13 protein-coding genes and 1 riboswitch are annotated in these 13,423 nt (G+C 61.9%); of the genes, 1 reads left to right on the forward strand and 12 read right to left on the reverse strand.

The window, feature by feature from the left end; all coding sequences use genetic code 11:
• Nucleotides 1–547 precede the first annotated feature (547 nt).
• The 5 genes from QWI18_RS13345 to QWI18_RS13365 form a co-directional block, all read right to left on the reverse strand.
• On the reverse strand, nucleotides 548–1,354 hold the full coding sequence (locus QWI18_RS13345) for an ABC transporter ATP-binding protein (RefSeq protein WP_369319027.1): 807 nt from the start codon (nucleotides 1,352–1,354) through the stop codon (nucleotides 548–550).
• Nucleotides 1,351–2,382, reverse strand: a complete 1,032-nt coding sequence (locus QWI18_RS13350; protein ID WP_296310043.1) for an iron ABC transporter permease — start codon at nucleotides 2,380–2,382, stop codon at nucleotides 1,351–1,353. The genes QWI18_RS13345 and QWI18_RS13350 overlap by 4 nt, the downstream gene beginning before the upstream one ends.
• Nucleotides 2,383–2,393: 11 nt before the next feature.
• Entirely contained in the window at nucleotides 2,394–3,395 is a 1,002-nt protein-coding gene (locus tag QWI18_RS13355; RefSeq protein WP_369319028.1) for an ABC transporter substrate-binding protein, read from the reverse strand.
• A 143-nt stretch (nucleotides 3,396–3,538) separates the two neighbouring features.
• A riboswitch (cobalamin riboswitch) is annotated at nucleotides 3,539–3,733 on the reverse strand.
• 220 nt (nucleotides 3,734–3,953) lie between these two features.
• Nucleotides 3,954–4,676 (reverse strand): aspartate/glutamate racemase family protein, encoded by a 723-nt coding sequence (locus tag QWI18_RS13360; protein WP_296310047.1) that lies wholly within the window; start codon nucleotides 4,674–4,676, stop codon nucleotides 3,954–3,956.
• Nucleotides 4,677–4,736: 60 nt separating this feature from the next.
• A complete protein-coding gene (locus QWI18_RS13365) occupies nucleotides 4,737–5,732 on the reverse strand; it encodes an aldo/keto reductase (protein WP_065990399.1) in 996 nt (331 codons plus the stop codon).
• A 226-nt stretch (nucleotides 5,733–5,958) separates the two neighbouring features.
• Here QWI18_RS13365 and QWI18_RS13370 point away from each other — a divergent pair, with 226 nt between their 5' ends.
• Nucleotides 5,959–6,123 carry a hypothetical protein gene (locus tag QWI18_RS13370; protein WP_167355805.1) on the forward strand — a complete coding sequence of 55 codons (165 nt, stop codon included), beginning with the start codon at nucleotides 5,959–5,961 and terminating at the stop codon, nucleotides 6,121–6,123.
• A 12-nt stretch (nucleotides 6,124–6,135) separates the two neighbouring features.
• On the opposite strand, the gene QWI18_RS13375 is transcribed toward QWI18_RS13370, so the two are convergent.
• From QWI18_RS13375 to QWI18_RS13405, 7 genes are all read right to left on the reverse strand, one after another.
• Nucleotides 6,136–6,885, reverse strand: a complete 750-nt coding sequence (locus tag QWI18_RS13375) for an endonuclease/exonuclease/phosphatase family protein (RefSeq protein WP_296310054.1) — start codon at nucleotides 6,883–6,885, stop codon at nucleotides 6,136–6,138.
• A 157-nt stretch (nucleotides 6,886–7,042) separates the two neighbouring features.
• The gene (locus QWI18_RS13380) at nucleotides 7,043–8,269 is read right to left on the reverse strand and encodes an MFS transporter (protein ID WP_192131903.1); all 1,227 of its coding nucleotides are present in this window, start codon (nucleotides 8,267–8,269) and stop codon (nucleotides 7,043–7,045) included.
• A gap of 321 nt (nucleotides 8,270–8,590) precedes the next feature.
• Entirely contained in the window at nucleotides 8,591–10,177 is a 1,587-nt protein-coding gene (locus QWI18_RS13385; protein WP_074883050.1) for an ABC-F family ATPase, read from the reverse strand.
• A gap of 335 nt (nucleotides 10,178–10,512) precedes the next feature.
• A complete protein-coding gene (locus tag QWI18_RS13390; RefSeq protein WP_369319029.1) occupies nucleotides 10,513–10,815 on the reverse strand; it encodes a Fis family transcriptional regulator in 303 nt (100 codons plus the stop codon).
• The gene (locus tag QWI18_RS13395) at nucleotides 10,815–11,168 is read right to left on the reverse strand and encodes a type II toxin-antitoxin system RelE/ParE family toxin (protein WP_369319030.1); all 354 of its coding nucleotides are present in this window, start codon (nucleotides 11,166–11,168) and stop codon (nucleotides 10,815–10,817) included. Before QWI18_RS13395 ends, QWI18_RS13390 begins: the two co-directional genes overlap by 1 nt.
• A 169-nt stretch (nucleotides 11,169–11,337) precedes the next feature.
• The gene (locus tag QWI18_RS13400; RefSeq protein ID WP_065990408.1) at nucleotides 11,338–11,868 is read right to left on the reverse strand and encodes a GAF domain-containing protein; all 531 of its coding nucleotides are present in this window, start codon (nucleotides 11,866–11,868) and stop codon (nucleotides 11,338–11,340) included.
• Nucleotides 11,869–12,020: 152 nt separating this feature from the next.
• On the reverse strand, nucleotides 12,021–13,331 hold the full coding sequence (locus QWI18_RS13405) for a PAS domain-containing methyl-accepting chemotaxis protein (protein WP_065990411.1): 1,311 nt from the start codon (nucleotides 13,329–13,331) through the stop codon (nucleotides 12,021–12,023).
• Between the last annotated feature and the right edge of the window lie 92 nt (nucleotides 13,332–13,423).

Here is a 13,423-nt window from a genome sequence, read left to right on the forward strand (position 1 = left end):
TGGAGGGAGTCATTGCCAGGGCGGGTCGGAAGCGAGAACAGACAGACCGGGGACAGATTAATTTACGGTAAAGCGTTGTAAATAAATCAGTCCCCTTTGGAAAAACCCGAAGATCCTCCAGTGCCGGATGTATCCCCACGCAGAGCGTGGGAACGATCAGCGTTGGGCAGCGAAATTTCCGTTGCCGTCACCGGCCTCTTCCCGGCTAAAGCCGGTCCCACTAACAGACCGCACGCGCCCGTAGGACCGCCTTCAGCCGGGAAGCTTTTGCTTTGCTTTTGATCTGCTTTTGATCTTCCTGCGCAGAAGGTCCAGACACCGCCAATCGCGACTTTGGTGCAGGCCGAACGTAGACGACGCGGAGTGGGCCGAGCCGCATGGATGCGGCGAGAGCGCCGTCAGGACATGGATGTCCGTTCGGCGCGGGCCCACGGAGCGTCGTCGGAGTGAGGGAACCCGACGCAGTCGGGCCAAACCGAGAGCAGGCACTTTTGGTTACTTTTAGTGCTTTTTAAAAGTAACTCGCCGAAGGCGAAACAGTCTGCCCCTAGGCAGACGCTTGTGATTCTGGCGCCCTCAGCCTTAGCACACGAGCCCCGTCAAACGGATCAACCAACCAATGCCCCCGCACCCCAAACACGTCACTCAACAGCTCCGGCGACAACACATCAAACGGCGAACCCAGCGCCACCAAACGCCCCCCGTCCATCACCGCCAGACGATCACACCCCAACGCCTGATTCAAATCATGCAACGCCACCACCGTCGTCACCGGCAACTGCTGAACCAACCGCAAAATCGACAACTGCTGCTGAATATCCAAATGATTCGTCGGCTCATCCAGCAGCAACACCTGCGGCCGCTGCGCCAGCGCCCGCGCAATATGCCCCCGCTGCTGCTCCCCGCCCGACAACGTATGCCACGCCCGATGCGCCAGATGCTGCACACTCACATCCGCCAGCGCCTGCGCCACAATCCGGTCATCAAGCTCACCCCACGGCGCCAGCGCCGACAGCCACGGCGTACGGCCCAGCTCAACCGCCTGCAACAGACTGATCGAATCACCCGTCTGCGCATGCTGCTCCACCACCGCCACCTGCCGCGCAATGTCTCGCCGGCTCAACGCCGACAAGCGCTGCCCACCCAGGCGAACGTCGCCCTGGGACGGCGTTTGAATCCCCGCCAGCAACTTCAGCAGCGTCGACTTCCCCGAGCCATTGGGCCCGACGACCCCCAGGTTTTCCCCCGGCCGAATCGCCAGGCTTACCCCGCTGAGCAGTGGCGCGCCCTTGACCGAGTAACTCAGGTCGCTGCCTTCGAGCATGGCGCCGGACACCTCCTGACGCGCGTTCATCGAGGACGATTCCCGCGGACCAGAATCATGGCAAACACCGGCGCGCCCACCAGCGCCGTGATGACCCCGATCGGCAACACCTGACCCTTGATCAACGTGCGCGACAGCACATCGGCGGCAATCATGAACAGCGCGCCGATCAGGGCGCTCAAGGGCAGCAACCGGGCATGGCGCACGCCCGCCACCAGACGCACCGCATGGGGAATCACCAGACCGACGAAGCCGATGGAGCCGACAATCGACACCATCACCGCCGTCATCAGTGCGGCGGTGAGGATCAGCACCGCCTGCACCCGGCGCACCGGAATGCCCAGGGACGCGGCCGAATCGCTGCCAAACGTGAACGCATCCAGCGCGCGCCGATGCCACAGGCACACCAGCAAACCGAGGACCACGACCGGCACCGACAGCGCCACCGACGACCAGCGCACGCCGCTGAGATTGCCCAGCAGCCAGAACATGATCCCGCGGGCCTGCTCGGCATTGGCCGACTTGGTGATCAGGAAGGACGTCAGGGCGTTGAACAGCTGGGACCCGGCAATGCCCGCCAGGATGATCTGGCCCGCAGCGGTCTGCCCCCGAGAGGAGCGGGCGAGCAGGGCGACCAGCGCAAAGGCGGCAATCGCCCCGGCAAATGCGCCGGTGGACAGGGAGATCGTCCCGGCACCGATGCCGATGATCGCCACCAATACCGCGCCGGTTGAAGCACCGGCAGAAATGCCCAGCAAGTAGGGATCGGCCAGGGGGTTGCGCAGCAGCGATTGCAAAACCACGCCCGACACCGCCAGCCCTGCGCCGCAGGTGGCGGCAACGATGGCCCGGGTCAGCCGGTAATTCCAGACAATGCCCTCATCGATCGGGTCCAGAGGAAAACCCGCGGCCCACAGCTTGTTCGCCAGCACCTGAATGATCACCGGCAGGCTGATCGACGTCTCGCCGATCGCCACGCCCGCGAGCACCGCCAACGCCAGTAATGCGATGGCCCAAGCGCCATGCCCGAAGATGCGGACGACGCTCGACCGGAGCATGCCGACAGACGTCATGGCGCGAGAGTGGCCCCGGCCAGCTGTTCGATACCGTCAAACAGCCGCACGCTGGACTCCATGGCGCTGGCGTCCATGATCACGATGCGATTGTTTTTCACTGCATCCATATTGCGGGTGACCGGATCAGAGCGGAGGAAGGCCAGCTTCTTCTCGTGATCGTCAGCCGGGAAGCGGCGGCGGTCCATGCGCGCGATGACCAGCACGGTCGGGTTGGCCTTGGCGATGGTTTCCCAGCCCACGGTCGGCCATTCCTCATCGGAGTCGATGACGTTGCGCATGCCGAGGGTGTCGAGCATGAAGTTGGGAATGCCCTTGCGCCCGGCCACGTACGGATCGACGTTGATGTCAGGGCTGGAAAACCAGAACACCGCCGAGACGGGTGGGTTGGCATGGGCTTTTGCCTGCGCCACAGCTTTGGCCAGCCGCCCCTGATAATCCGCGATCAGGTGCTCGCCACGGTCTTGCACATCGAAGATCTGCGCCAGCTGACCGAGGCTTTTGTACAGCGTTTCGATGCGGAAGGCTTCGAGGCGCGTGCCGTCGGCGCCGACCCGGTTGTTCTTGCCCTCGCAATCGGAGGGCAGGATGTAGGTAGGAATGCCTAAATCGCGAAACTGCTCGCGGGTGCCGACCGCGCCCTGTGGGCCGACCATCCACTCAAACTGCACCGGGACGAAATCCGGGCGTTTGCCGATCACCGATTCGAAGCTCGGCGCATTGTCGGCCAGGCGCTCGATGCCGTCGTTGAGGGCTTGGTACTGGGGCAGGACGGGGTTGAACCACAGTGACGTGCCCACGACCTTCGGGCCCAGGCCAAGGGCATAGAGCATTTCGGTGGCGGCCTGGCCGATGGTCACGGTTTTCTGCGGCGCGTGGTTGAACGTCAGCGCTTCGCCACAGTTGTCCACGGTCAAGGGGTAGGCCGTCGACGCCGCGAGCGCGGCGGTGGGCAAGGTCAGCGTGACGAACAGGGCGGCGAGGCGGCGCAGCGGCATGAACAGCGATCTCCAGAAAGCCTGATTGCTTGGCGAAGCAGGCGCTGGAAAGTCCATCCCGGCAGGCGCCCTGAAAGTGGGGGCGCGCACAGCGTGCGCGAAACGACGCACGAACGGGAGTCCTTCCCCGGACACCCCGCCGGTGAATGAATATGCTGGCCGGCAGGTCTCCTGACTGGCGCTTCATTGCCATGCTTCGGCCTTCCCGGGGTGACCCAGTGGCAAACAGGAAGCAGGGCTCGGCGCCTACAGTTGCGGGGACAGTTCCGTTTAAGCGCGATGACGCGCCCGGGATTCCCTATTAATTCCGAGTGGAAACCGGCGGCGGGGATACTAAACGATTCGGCGGGTGGAGGCGAATGCAGCGGTGGTGTGCCGGAGATGTATTGGCACCTCGCAGTAACTGGACGGACGCAACACCTGTGGGAGTGAGCTTGCTCACGAAGAGGCGGTACATTCACTTGATCTTCAGCGGCTGGAATGCCGTCTTCGCGAGCAAGCTCGCTCCCACAAGGTATGTGTTTGCAGCGCCATCGGCGTGAGCTCAACACCACCGGCTTAGAGCTTAAACGGCCAACCGACGATCTTCTTCGGCCGTGGCGTGGCGTAGGTCCGCACTTTGGAGGTCTTCAATCCCAGACGCACCAGCGATTCCGCCAGTGCCACCGCTGCGGTGACACCATCCACCACCGGCACGCCCGCGCGTTCGCGGATGAGTTGATCCAGCCCGGCCATGCCGCCACAGCCCAGGCAGATCACCTCGGCCTTGTCCCGGTTCACCGCTTCGATGGCCTGCTCGACGATGGCCTCGACCGCACGCTCCGGCGATTCCTCCAGCTCCAGCACGCTCATGCCGCTGGCCCGCACCGAGGCGCAGCGCTCGTACACCCCGGCCAGCTTCAGGCGGTCTTCGATCAGCGGCACGGTGCGGTCCAGCGTGGTGACTACCGCGTATTTATGCCCCAGCAGCATCGCCAGGCTGGCCGCCGCTTCGGTGATGTCCACCACCGGCACGTCAAGCAGCTCCTGCAAACCTTCGCGGCCATGCTCGCCATAACCGGCCTGAATCACCGCGTCATAAGGCCCTTCATAGGACATGACCCGGTCCATCACTGCGATGGCCGCCAGGTAACTTTCAAAATTGCCTTCCACCGACTCGGCGCCGAAGCGTGGGGTCAGACCAATGATCTCGGTGCCGGGCGAGGCCACGCTGCGGGCCTGCTCGGCGATGGTCTCGGTCATGGATGCGGTGGTGTTGACGTTGACGATCAGAATTCGCATGGACGGATCTCGCGCAGGGAACAAAGCCGGGCGTCTGGCCCGGCGTCATTGGCCACGATATCAGTCTTTGCCGGGGACCGGCGCCTGCAGGGCAATGAAGCCCTGATCGCGCATGGCTTGCCAGAAACCATCCGGCACCTGTGCGTTGAGCGCAGTAACGTCTTCGATGATCCGCGACGGCCGGCTCGCGCCCGGAATCACCGCCGCCACCAGGGGGTTGGCGAGAACGAACTGCAGCGCTGCGGACTTGATGTCGACCTGATACTGCCGAGCGATTTCCTGAATGTGCGCGACCTTGTCGAGCATCGCCTGGGACGCTTCCTGGTACTCGAAATGCTTGCCGCCCACCAGCACGCCGGAGCTGTAAGGCCCGCCGACGACGAACTCGGCGTTGTGCTGGCGGGCCTTGTCGAACAGCCTTTGCAGCGGCTGGTCATGGTCGAGCAGCGAATAACGGCCGGCGAGCAGGAAGCCGTCGGGCTGGGCTTCTTCCAGATCCAGGGTCAGTTCGCACGGCTCGACGCGGTTGACGCCCAGGCCCCAGGCCTTGATCACCCCTTCCTCGCGCAGGCGGGTGAGGGCGCGGAAAGCGCCGGTGCGAGCGATGTTGAAATGCTCGATCCAGGCATCGCCATGGGCGTCCTGGGCGACGTCGTGGACAAACACGATATCCAGTCGGTCAGTGTTCAGCCGTTTCAGGCTCGCTTCAATGGAACGCAACGTGGCGTCGGCGGAGTAGTCGGTGACAATCTTGTTTTTCAGGCCTTCGGCGAACGGACCACTGCGCGTTTCGGTGTCGATCTCATCGGAAATCAGCCGGCCGACTTTGGTGCTCAAGGTGTACTGGTCGCGGGGGATGCCCGCCAGTGCCTTGCCCACACGCTGCTCGGACAGGCCGGCGCCGTAGATGGGTGCGGTGTCGAAATAGCGGATGCCCTGGTCCCAGGCGGATTGAACGGTGGCTGCCGCTTCGTCTTCGTCAATGGTGCGAAACATATTGCCCAAGGGCGCGGAGCCAAAGCCGAGGCGGCCGATGATCTTGTCGTGCAGACTCATGGGGATTTTTTCCTGTGCGGTGAGGCGTGTCTGGATGCGCGGCTCATGACGCCGTCTTCGCCCGATAAGGAACAGCGCGACGAAGGCGGCGAGGCTTGTTTACTGACTGCTGATTGCCATAGGTGTTCTTGATAGTGTCGACCGGTCTTGTTGCACCTGAGGCGCCTGCTAAGCTCCACGCATTGAATAGAGTCTTCAGCAAACCTACCGAAACGAGGAAACTGCCATGCAATCTCACTCCCCCGATGCTGCACCGCTTGCACCGCACCCTGGGCATCAGCCCGATGAGCCGGAAACGGAACTCGATGCCGATATGGATCCGGGTAACGAAGACCCGGGTTCCCAGTTTGATCGCGACGCCACGGTTCCCCTGATTGATCCGGATAAATAAGGAAGCAACTCATTACAGATGCACTTCGACCGCCAGCGGCAGGTGATCGGACAAATGCGTCCACGGCCGCGTGCCGAGGATTTTCGGATGGTGGCTGGTGGCGTTGCGCAAATAGATACGGTCAAGGCGCAGCATCGGGAAGCGCGCCGGATAGGTCTTCGCCAACCGCCCCTGACTGCGCTCGAAGGCTTCGTGGAGGTAGCCGCAGCGCTGCAGGCGCTTGTTGCCCTGCAGCTGCCAGTCGTTGAAATCGCCGGCGATGACCACCGGGGCGTCCTCGGGCAGGGAGTCAAGCAGGTCGCAGAGCAGGTTCAGCTGCAATTGCCGATGGCTCTCCAACAGGCTGAGGTGCACACAAATCGCATGGACTTCCGCATGCCCCGGCACCTGCAGCACGCAATGCAAGAGGCCGCGGCGCTCCGGCCCGGTGATGGAAATGTCCAGATTGCGGTAATGGAGGATCGGGTATTTGGACAGCAGCGCGTTGCCGTGGTGACCGTCGGGGTAGACCGCGTTGCGGCCATAGGCGAAGTCCGTCCACATGCTGTCGGCGAGAAATTCGTAGTGCGGCGTGTCGGGCCAGTCTTCGTACTTGGCGGCATGGCGGTCATGGCCGCCGAGGACTTCCTGGAGAAACACCAGATCGGCACCGGTGCTGCGCACGGCCTCACGCAATTCCGGCAGGATGAAACGCCGGTTCAGTGCAGTGAAGCCCTTGTGGGTGTTCACGGTCAGCACGCGCAGTTTGTGGACTTCGCGCAACGTGGCCGGGTCCGGAGGGGTAGCGTTCGAGCCAGAGGGGTCGTGGGTCACGCCCTCACTCCTGTTCGGGGGATGTGCTATTCCGACCGGGACGCGAGGCGGCAGTTCAGCTTTTAGGTGGGACCGGCTCTAGCCGGGAAGCCGTACCGCGCGTCCTCTACACCCGCGTATCGATCGGCGCCCTGCGTGACAGCACCACTGCCAGTGTCAATGCCGCCACCGACAACAACGCCGCAAAGAAGAAAATCCAGCCATAGCCCATGCCCAGCGCCACGGCACCCATCAGCGGTCCGGCAATGGCCAGCGCCAGGTCGAAGAACACCGCGTAAGCGCTGAGCCCGGCACCGCGACTGCTGTTGGGCACCTGCTTGATGGCTTCGACGCCCAGCGCGGGATAGACCAGCGACAGACCAAAACCGGTCAGCCCTGCGCCGATCAGGGCGAAGGTGGTGTCGGGTGCCAGCCAGAGCAGCAACAGACCCAGGGTTTCCACGGTGATGCAGACGATCGCCGAGCGAAAGCCGCCAAAGCGGTTGATCGCGTTGATGAACAGCAAACGCGCGACGATGAAACAGATGCCGAACACCGTCAGGCACCAGGCCGCGCCTTCCCAGCCACGGGCCACGTAAAACAACGTGATGAACGTCGTCAGCGTGCCGTAGCCGATGGAGGACAGGGTCAGGCTCAGGCCAAACGGCGCCACCCGGCCGAACACCGAGAAGAACGGCAGGCGCTCGCCGCGCACCACCGGGATCGCCGTTTTGTTGCGGATCAACAGCAACGCCCCGGCCGCCAGGACGAACAGCACCAACCCCAGGCTGGCAAAGCCCAGCGCTCCGACCATCACCACGCCAAGGGGAGCGCCAATGGCGATGGCGCCGTATGACGCAATGCCATTCCAGGAAATCGAGCGGGCGGTGTGCTCCGAACCGACCTGGCCGATGCACCAGCTGATGGTGCCCACGCCGATCAAGCCCTGGGACGCGCCGAGAAACAGGCGGGCGATGATCAGGATTGTCAGGCTGACGTCTGCGAAACGCTCCAGGAGGATCGCCGCCAGGGTCAGCACGCCGCTCAACGCGATGCCGGACAGCCCGTAAACGATGGCGCGCTTGGTGCCGATGGTGTCGCAGATACGCCCGGCCACCGGGCGACTCAACAGCGTCGCCAGGTACTGCGCACCGATCACCAGCCCCGCGACCACCGCGCTGAAACCCAGCTGGTTGTGCACGTAACCGGGCATCACCGCGATGGGCAGACCGATGCACAGGAAGGCAATGAAGGTGTAGACGACGATGGAGATGATTTGCAGGGTGATCGCCATCGAACTGGCGTCGCTGGCAGGCGTGTTGACAGGCGAAACAGGCGGCTGGGCGGCAGACATGGGGACTCTTCGCTGGAGCGGTGGGAGTGCCGCATCATCGCCCGTGGGGTCGGGAAATGAAAGCTGGCTAACGGTTTTTATCCGGGGTTAGACGGCGGCCGGACTTGCCCCTTCCCGGCTAAAGCCGGTCCTACGAGTGTTCGCATTTGCCTTCGTAGGACCGGCTTTAGCCGGGAACGCGTCGAAGGTCACACCGCAGGATTGGGGGCGCCTGGCTTGGCGTCCTCCCGGCCAACGCCGGTCCCACTGTCGCAAAAAAGCCCCGTCACGGTGGACGGGGCTCCTTGGTCTCAGCTTCACTCTGTCAGCGGATTGCCCTGATCAGAACGCGACGCCCTGGCTGCGCAGGTAATCGTCGTAGGTGCCGCTGAAGTCGGTCACGCCACTTGGACTCAACTCGATGATGCGGGTGGCCAGGGACGACACGAACTCGCGGTCGTGGCTGACGAAGATCAGCGTTCCCGGGTAGTTCTCCAGCGCCAGGTTCAGCGCCTCGATCGACTCCATGTCCAGGTGGTTGGTCGGCTCGTCCATGATCAGCACGTTCGGCTTCTGCAGGATCAGCTTGCCGAACAGCATGCGGCCTTGCTCACCACCGGAGATCACCTTGACCGACTTGAGGATCTCGTCGTTGGAGAACAGCATCCGGCCCAGGGTGCCACGAATGACTTGTTCACCTTGAGTCCATTGGCCCATCCAGTCGAAGAGGGTGACATCGTCTTCGAAGTCGTGGGCGTGGTCCTGGGCGTAGTAACCCAGCTCTGCCGCATCGGTCCACTTGATCGTGCCGGCATCCGGGGTCAGTTCATTGACCAAGGTGCGAAGCAGGGTGGTTTTACCGATACCGTTCGGGCCGATGATCGCAACGCGCTCGCCGGCTTCAACCTGGAAGCTGAAGTTCTTGAACAGTGGCTTGCCGTCGAAGCCTTTGGCCATTTGGTCAATGATGACCGCCTGACGGTGCAGCTTCTTGTTCTGATCAAAGCGGATGAACGGGCTGACGCGACTCGAAGGCTTGACCTCGGCCAGCTGGATCTTGTCGATCGCCTTGGCACGGGAGGTGGCCTGCTTGGCTTTCGAGGCGTTGGCCGAGAAGCGGCTGACGAACGACTGCAGCTCGGAAATCTGGGCTTTCTTCTTGGCGTTGTCCGACAGCAACTGCTCGCGGGACTGGGTCGCCACGGTCATGTATTCGTCGTAGTTGCCCGGGAACAGACGCAGCTCGCCGTAATCCAGGTCAGCCATGTGGGTGCACACGCTGTTGAGGAAGTGACGGTCGTGAGAAATGATGATCATCAGGCTGGAGCGCTGGGTCAGGATGTTTTCCAGCCAGCGAATCGTGTTGATGTCCAGGTGGTTGGTTGGTTCGTCGAGCAACAGCACTTCAGGGTCGGAGAACAGCGCCTGGGCCAGCAACACGCGCAGTTTCCAGCCAGGGGAGACCTCGCTCATCGGGCCGAAGTGCTGCTCGATGCCGATGCCCAGACCGAGCAACAGCTCGCCGGCGCGGGATTCGGCGGTGTAGCCGTCCATTTCAGCGAATTCGGTTTCCAGCTCGGCCACGGCCATGCCGTCTTCTTCGGTCATTTCCGGCAGCGAATAGATGCGATCGCGCTCGGCCTTGACCTTCCACAGCTCTTCGTGACCCATGATCACGGTGTCGATGACAGAGAAGTCTTCGTAGGCGAACTGGTCCTGGCGCAATTTACCCAGGCGCACGTTCGGCTCGAGCATCACCTGGCCGCCGGACGGCTCCAGATCGCCGCCGAGGATCTTCATGAAGGTGGACTTGCCACAGCCATTGGCGCCGATGAGGCCATAGCGGTTGCCACCGCCGAATTTGACCGAAACGTTCTCGAACAGCGGCTTGGCGCCAAACTGCATGGTGATGTTAGCTGTGGAAATCAATTGCTTATCCTGGATTGTTTACAAGGGGCTGATTGGCGATGGCCTTCGACGCCTGGTGGCGATTGCTCGTGATCCAACCAGCAGCCTGCACGTCACCGATGACGGCGACATGACCTGATGAAGATGGGTGAACGGGAGCAGCGTCCGATACGGGTTCAGCGGGTGACCGACCTGCATCGACCACGCTTGCTGTGCGCCGGAAGACGCACAGGTCTGGGGCGCGCGCCGCGACCCCGTGAAAGGCTCAAGCGGCGCATGCGAATTCAAGGCGCGGCAGTGTAACACCGTCTTGGTTATCCACCTACCGCCGCTCGCCGGTGAGCGTTATGCGACAGCTAGGCTCTCTCAATCGTTGTTTCTGGAACTAACCTGACCTCCACCCTCTGACCAAGCGCCCGAGCGGCGCTGGCAAGCGTGGCGAGTGTCATGCCTGGGTCGTCCTGATCCAGCGCACGATCTACGGCTGTTCGGCTGGTGTGCATACGCTCGGCAAGTACGGTCTTCGTCACGCGCTGAAGTTTCATGGTTTCTGCTATCTGCCAAGCGATGACACGCTTCAGGGCGGCGGCAGACACCTCTTCCACAAGACCTTGCTCTGCAAGGAAATCGTCGAAATCAGAACCGATATGCTGGTTCATCACCTTGTCCTCTTTAGTGCTGCTTTGCGTTTCTTGGCAGTGTCCAAGTCAGACGCAGGAGTTTTGTCGCTTTTCTTTATGAATCCGTGGAGCAACACCATGGTGCTCCCTTCAACGGTGAAGAGCACTCGGGCGATGGTGTCTTTCATGTGGGTTCTGACTTCCCAAAGATCATTACCCATTTTGCGAACCACTGGCATGCCGATAGGCCAGCCGATCTGAACGGTTTTGATATCTGTCCCGACGGATTTGCGATCTTCGCGCGGTAACTCGGAAAGCCATGCACGAACCGGCTCGTTGCCCGCATCCGTGCAGAAAAAACGTACTTGTAGTATCAGCGGAATGTCGTTCATCGGCGCAGTGTACCTAAATAGGTACTGCTTGCAATGACTTAAATTGGGCGCATGGCGATGCTCGCGCAACCGGAGTGAACGTTGAACGTTCAACAGCGCTGGAGTGGACCTAGCGCCAATTCCGCTCTTGTTGACCGGCGTCGGGGATCGTCAAAAACCACTTACATGCTTAAGCGTGCTCGACCTGCGTCCTGACCTTGTTCACCGTGCTGTAATGCGAGAACACTATGCAGCCGATCAGCCGGGAGAACAGGCCCAGGGTTTCGACGAGGTCCGGGCTTTCGAAGGTGCTGGCTTTGGAATCGAGCAGGCACAAGGCGCCGAACAGCTGGCCGTCGGGCAGGCTGATCGGCACGCCGATGTAGCTCTCGATGGCGTATTGCTTGACCACCGGGCGACCCGCATAGCGCTCGCTCTGGCTGATGCTGGGGATGATCAGCGCTTTCGGGTTTGCGATCAGTTCGTTGCACAGCGTGGTTTCCAGCTCCAGCACTTCGCCTTCCTGGATGCCGATGTGAATCTCGTCATAAACCGCGCAGGCGACCCACTCGGAGTCGGTGAACTTGGCAATACCGGCGAAGCGCATGCCGGTCAGCCGCGTCACGAGCCTGAGGATATTCGTCGTCGCTTCAACCTCGGCGATCGCCGAACGCTCTGCGATGGTCAGCAAATCCGGGCAGAGCAGGGAATCCAAAGCCATTGTCGGCTCCATGTCAACGTGGGGTGGCATACCCGGATGGGGCCACATATGTGGCGCAGATTAGCATTTTGTAGGGCAAGCGTATCTCCCGCTCGGCGCGCTGCGACCATTTGTCATGGGGCACCCCGAGTTAAGGACGGGGGCGGCCGCTGTCAGAGCTGGTGGTTGAACCGCTGGACGGCACCCACCACCTGACGCGCGCCTTCCTGGATCTCAACGATCACGCTGCCGGCCTGGTTGGCCAACGACAGGCCTTGCTCCGCCTGGGCGCGGGTGCTGCCCATGTCCTTGACCACATCATCTACCAGTTTCTGGTTCTGTTGCACCACCGCGACAATCTCTTCGGTCGCCGTGCTGGTGCGTCCGGCCAGCTGACGCACTTCATCGGCCACCACGGCGAACCCCCGGCCCTGTTCGCCGGCACGGGCGGCTTCGATGGCGGCGTTGAGGGCGAGCAAGTTGGTCTGTTGGGCGATGCCGCCGATGGTTTGCACGATGGTGCTGATCAGCAACGACTGCTTGCCCAGCGCTTCCATGCCATGGGAGGCAGAGAGCATCTGGTCGGCGATGCCGTTCATGGTTTCCACGGTGTTGTTGATCACCGCTGCCCCGCGCTGCGCCGAGACGTCGGTGCGCTGGGAGATCTCGAAGGCCGTGCCGGCTGCGACGCTGATTTCGGCTTCGCGACGTACCTGATCGGTAATGACAGTGGCGAATTTCACCACCTTGTAAAGCTTGCCCTGGGTGTCGTGGACCGGGTTGTAGGTCGCTTCCAGCCACACGTCCTCGCCACGGCTGTTGATGCGTTTGAACCGGTCGGCCACGAAGTCGCCGTTGTTCAGGCGTTTCCAGAACGCTTTGTAGTCTTCGGTGGCGGCGAATTTCGGGTCACAGAACAGGCTGTGGTGCTTGCCGAGAATCTGATCCTGGCTGTAGCCCATTTCCTGGAGGAAGGACTGGTTAGCCTTCAGCACGTGGCCGCCGAGGTCGAATTCGATGACCGCTGTCGAGCGCAGCAGGGCGTTGATGAACGACTCGTTTTCCCGGGCCTTGTTGACTTCGGCGGTAACGTTGGTGGCCAGACACTTGAGGGCGGCCACACGGCCCTGATCATCCTTCAGCGGCGACCACGTGGCGTGAATCCAGATCAGCGAACCGCCTTTGCTGATGAAGCGGTAGTCGTCGGTCACCGCAGTGCCGTTGACGGCCGCTAACTTGAAGTCGCGGAAGCACGGCAGGGTTGCGACGTAGGTCGGAATGAACGCCGCCATGGGCTGGCCAACCAGCTCGTCATGGGAGTAACCGATGGCTGCGCAGAATTTGCTGTTTGCGTCCGTGATGCGCAGGTCGGCATCCACGGTCAGCGACAGCATTTGCTGCATGAGGGCGTCGTGAAAATTTTTCAGCGCGACCAGCTCCGAGCTCAGAGTGGACATTTGCTTTTTGATTTTGGAATTAAACATCTGCCGCTCCTTGGATATGCTCACTTAACTGTCGGCGTTCGGATGCCGAAATTAAGCCCGGTCGTCAGAATGTTTATAGATCAGGCAGGGAG

It is taken from the genome of Pseudomonas sp. W2Oct36 (assembly GCF_041060465.1).
In the GTDB taxonomy this organism is placed as follows: Bacteria; Pseudomonadota; Gammaproteobacteria; order Pseudomonadales; family Pseudomonadaceae; genus Aquipseudomonas; species Aquipseudomonas graminis_B.

Excerpts from the sequence above, each read along its gene's own strand:
- QWI18_RS13365 (WP_065990399.1), bottom strand. The coding sequence starts at position 5,732 with ATGAGTCTGCACGACAAGATCATCGGCCGCCTCGGCTTTGGCTCCGCG.
- QWI18_RS13405 (WP_065990411.1), bottom strand. The coding sequence starts at position 13,331 with ATGTTTAATTCCAAAATCAAAAAGCAAATGTCCACTCTGAGCTCGGAG.
- QWI18_RS13395 (WP_369319030.1), bottom strand. The coding sequence starts at position 11,168 with ATGAACGACATTCCGCTGATACTACAAGTACGTTTTTTCTGCACGGAT.
- QWI18_RS13390 (WP_369319029.1), bottom strand. The coding sequence starts at position 10,815 with ATGAACCAGCATATCGGTTCTGATTTCGACGATTTCCTTGCAGAGCAA.
- QWI18_RS13360 (WP_296310047.1), bottom strand. The coding sequence starts at position 4,676 with ATGCGAATTCTGATCGTCAACGTCAACACCACCGCATCCATGACCGAG.
- QWI18_RS13350 (WP_296310043.1), bottom strand. The coding sequence starts at position 2,382 with ATGCTCCGGTCGAGCGTCGTCCGCATCTTCGGGCATGGCGCTTGGGCC.
- QWI18_RS13370 (WP_167355805.1), top strand. The coding sequence starts at position 5,959 with ATGCAATCTCACTCCCCCGATGCTGCACCGCTTGCACCGCACCCTGGG.
- QWI18_RS13400 (WP_065990408.1), bottom strand. The coding sequence starts at position 11,868 with ATGGCTTTGGATTCCCTGCTCTGCCCGGATTTGCTGACCATCGCAGAG.
- QWI18_RS13345 (WP_369319027.1), bottom strand. The coding sequence starts at position 1,354 with ATGAACGCGCGTCAGGAGGTGTCCGGCGCCATGCTCGAAGGCAGCGAC.
- QWI18_RS13380 (WP_192131903.1), bottom strand. The coding sequence starts at position 8,269 with ATGTCTGCCGCCCAGCCGCCTGTTTCGCCTGTCAACACGCCTGCCAGC.
- QWI18_RS13355 (WP_369319028.1), bottom strand. The coding sequence starts at position 3,395 with ATGCCGCTGCGCCGCCTCGCCGCCCTGTTCGTCACGCTGACCTTGCCC.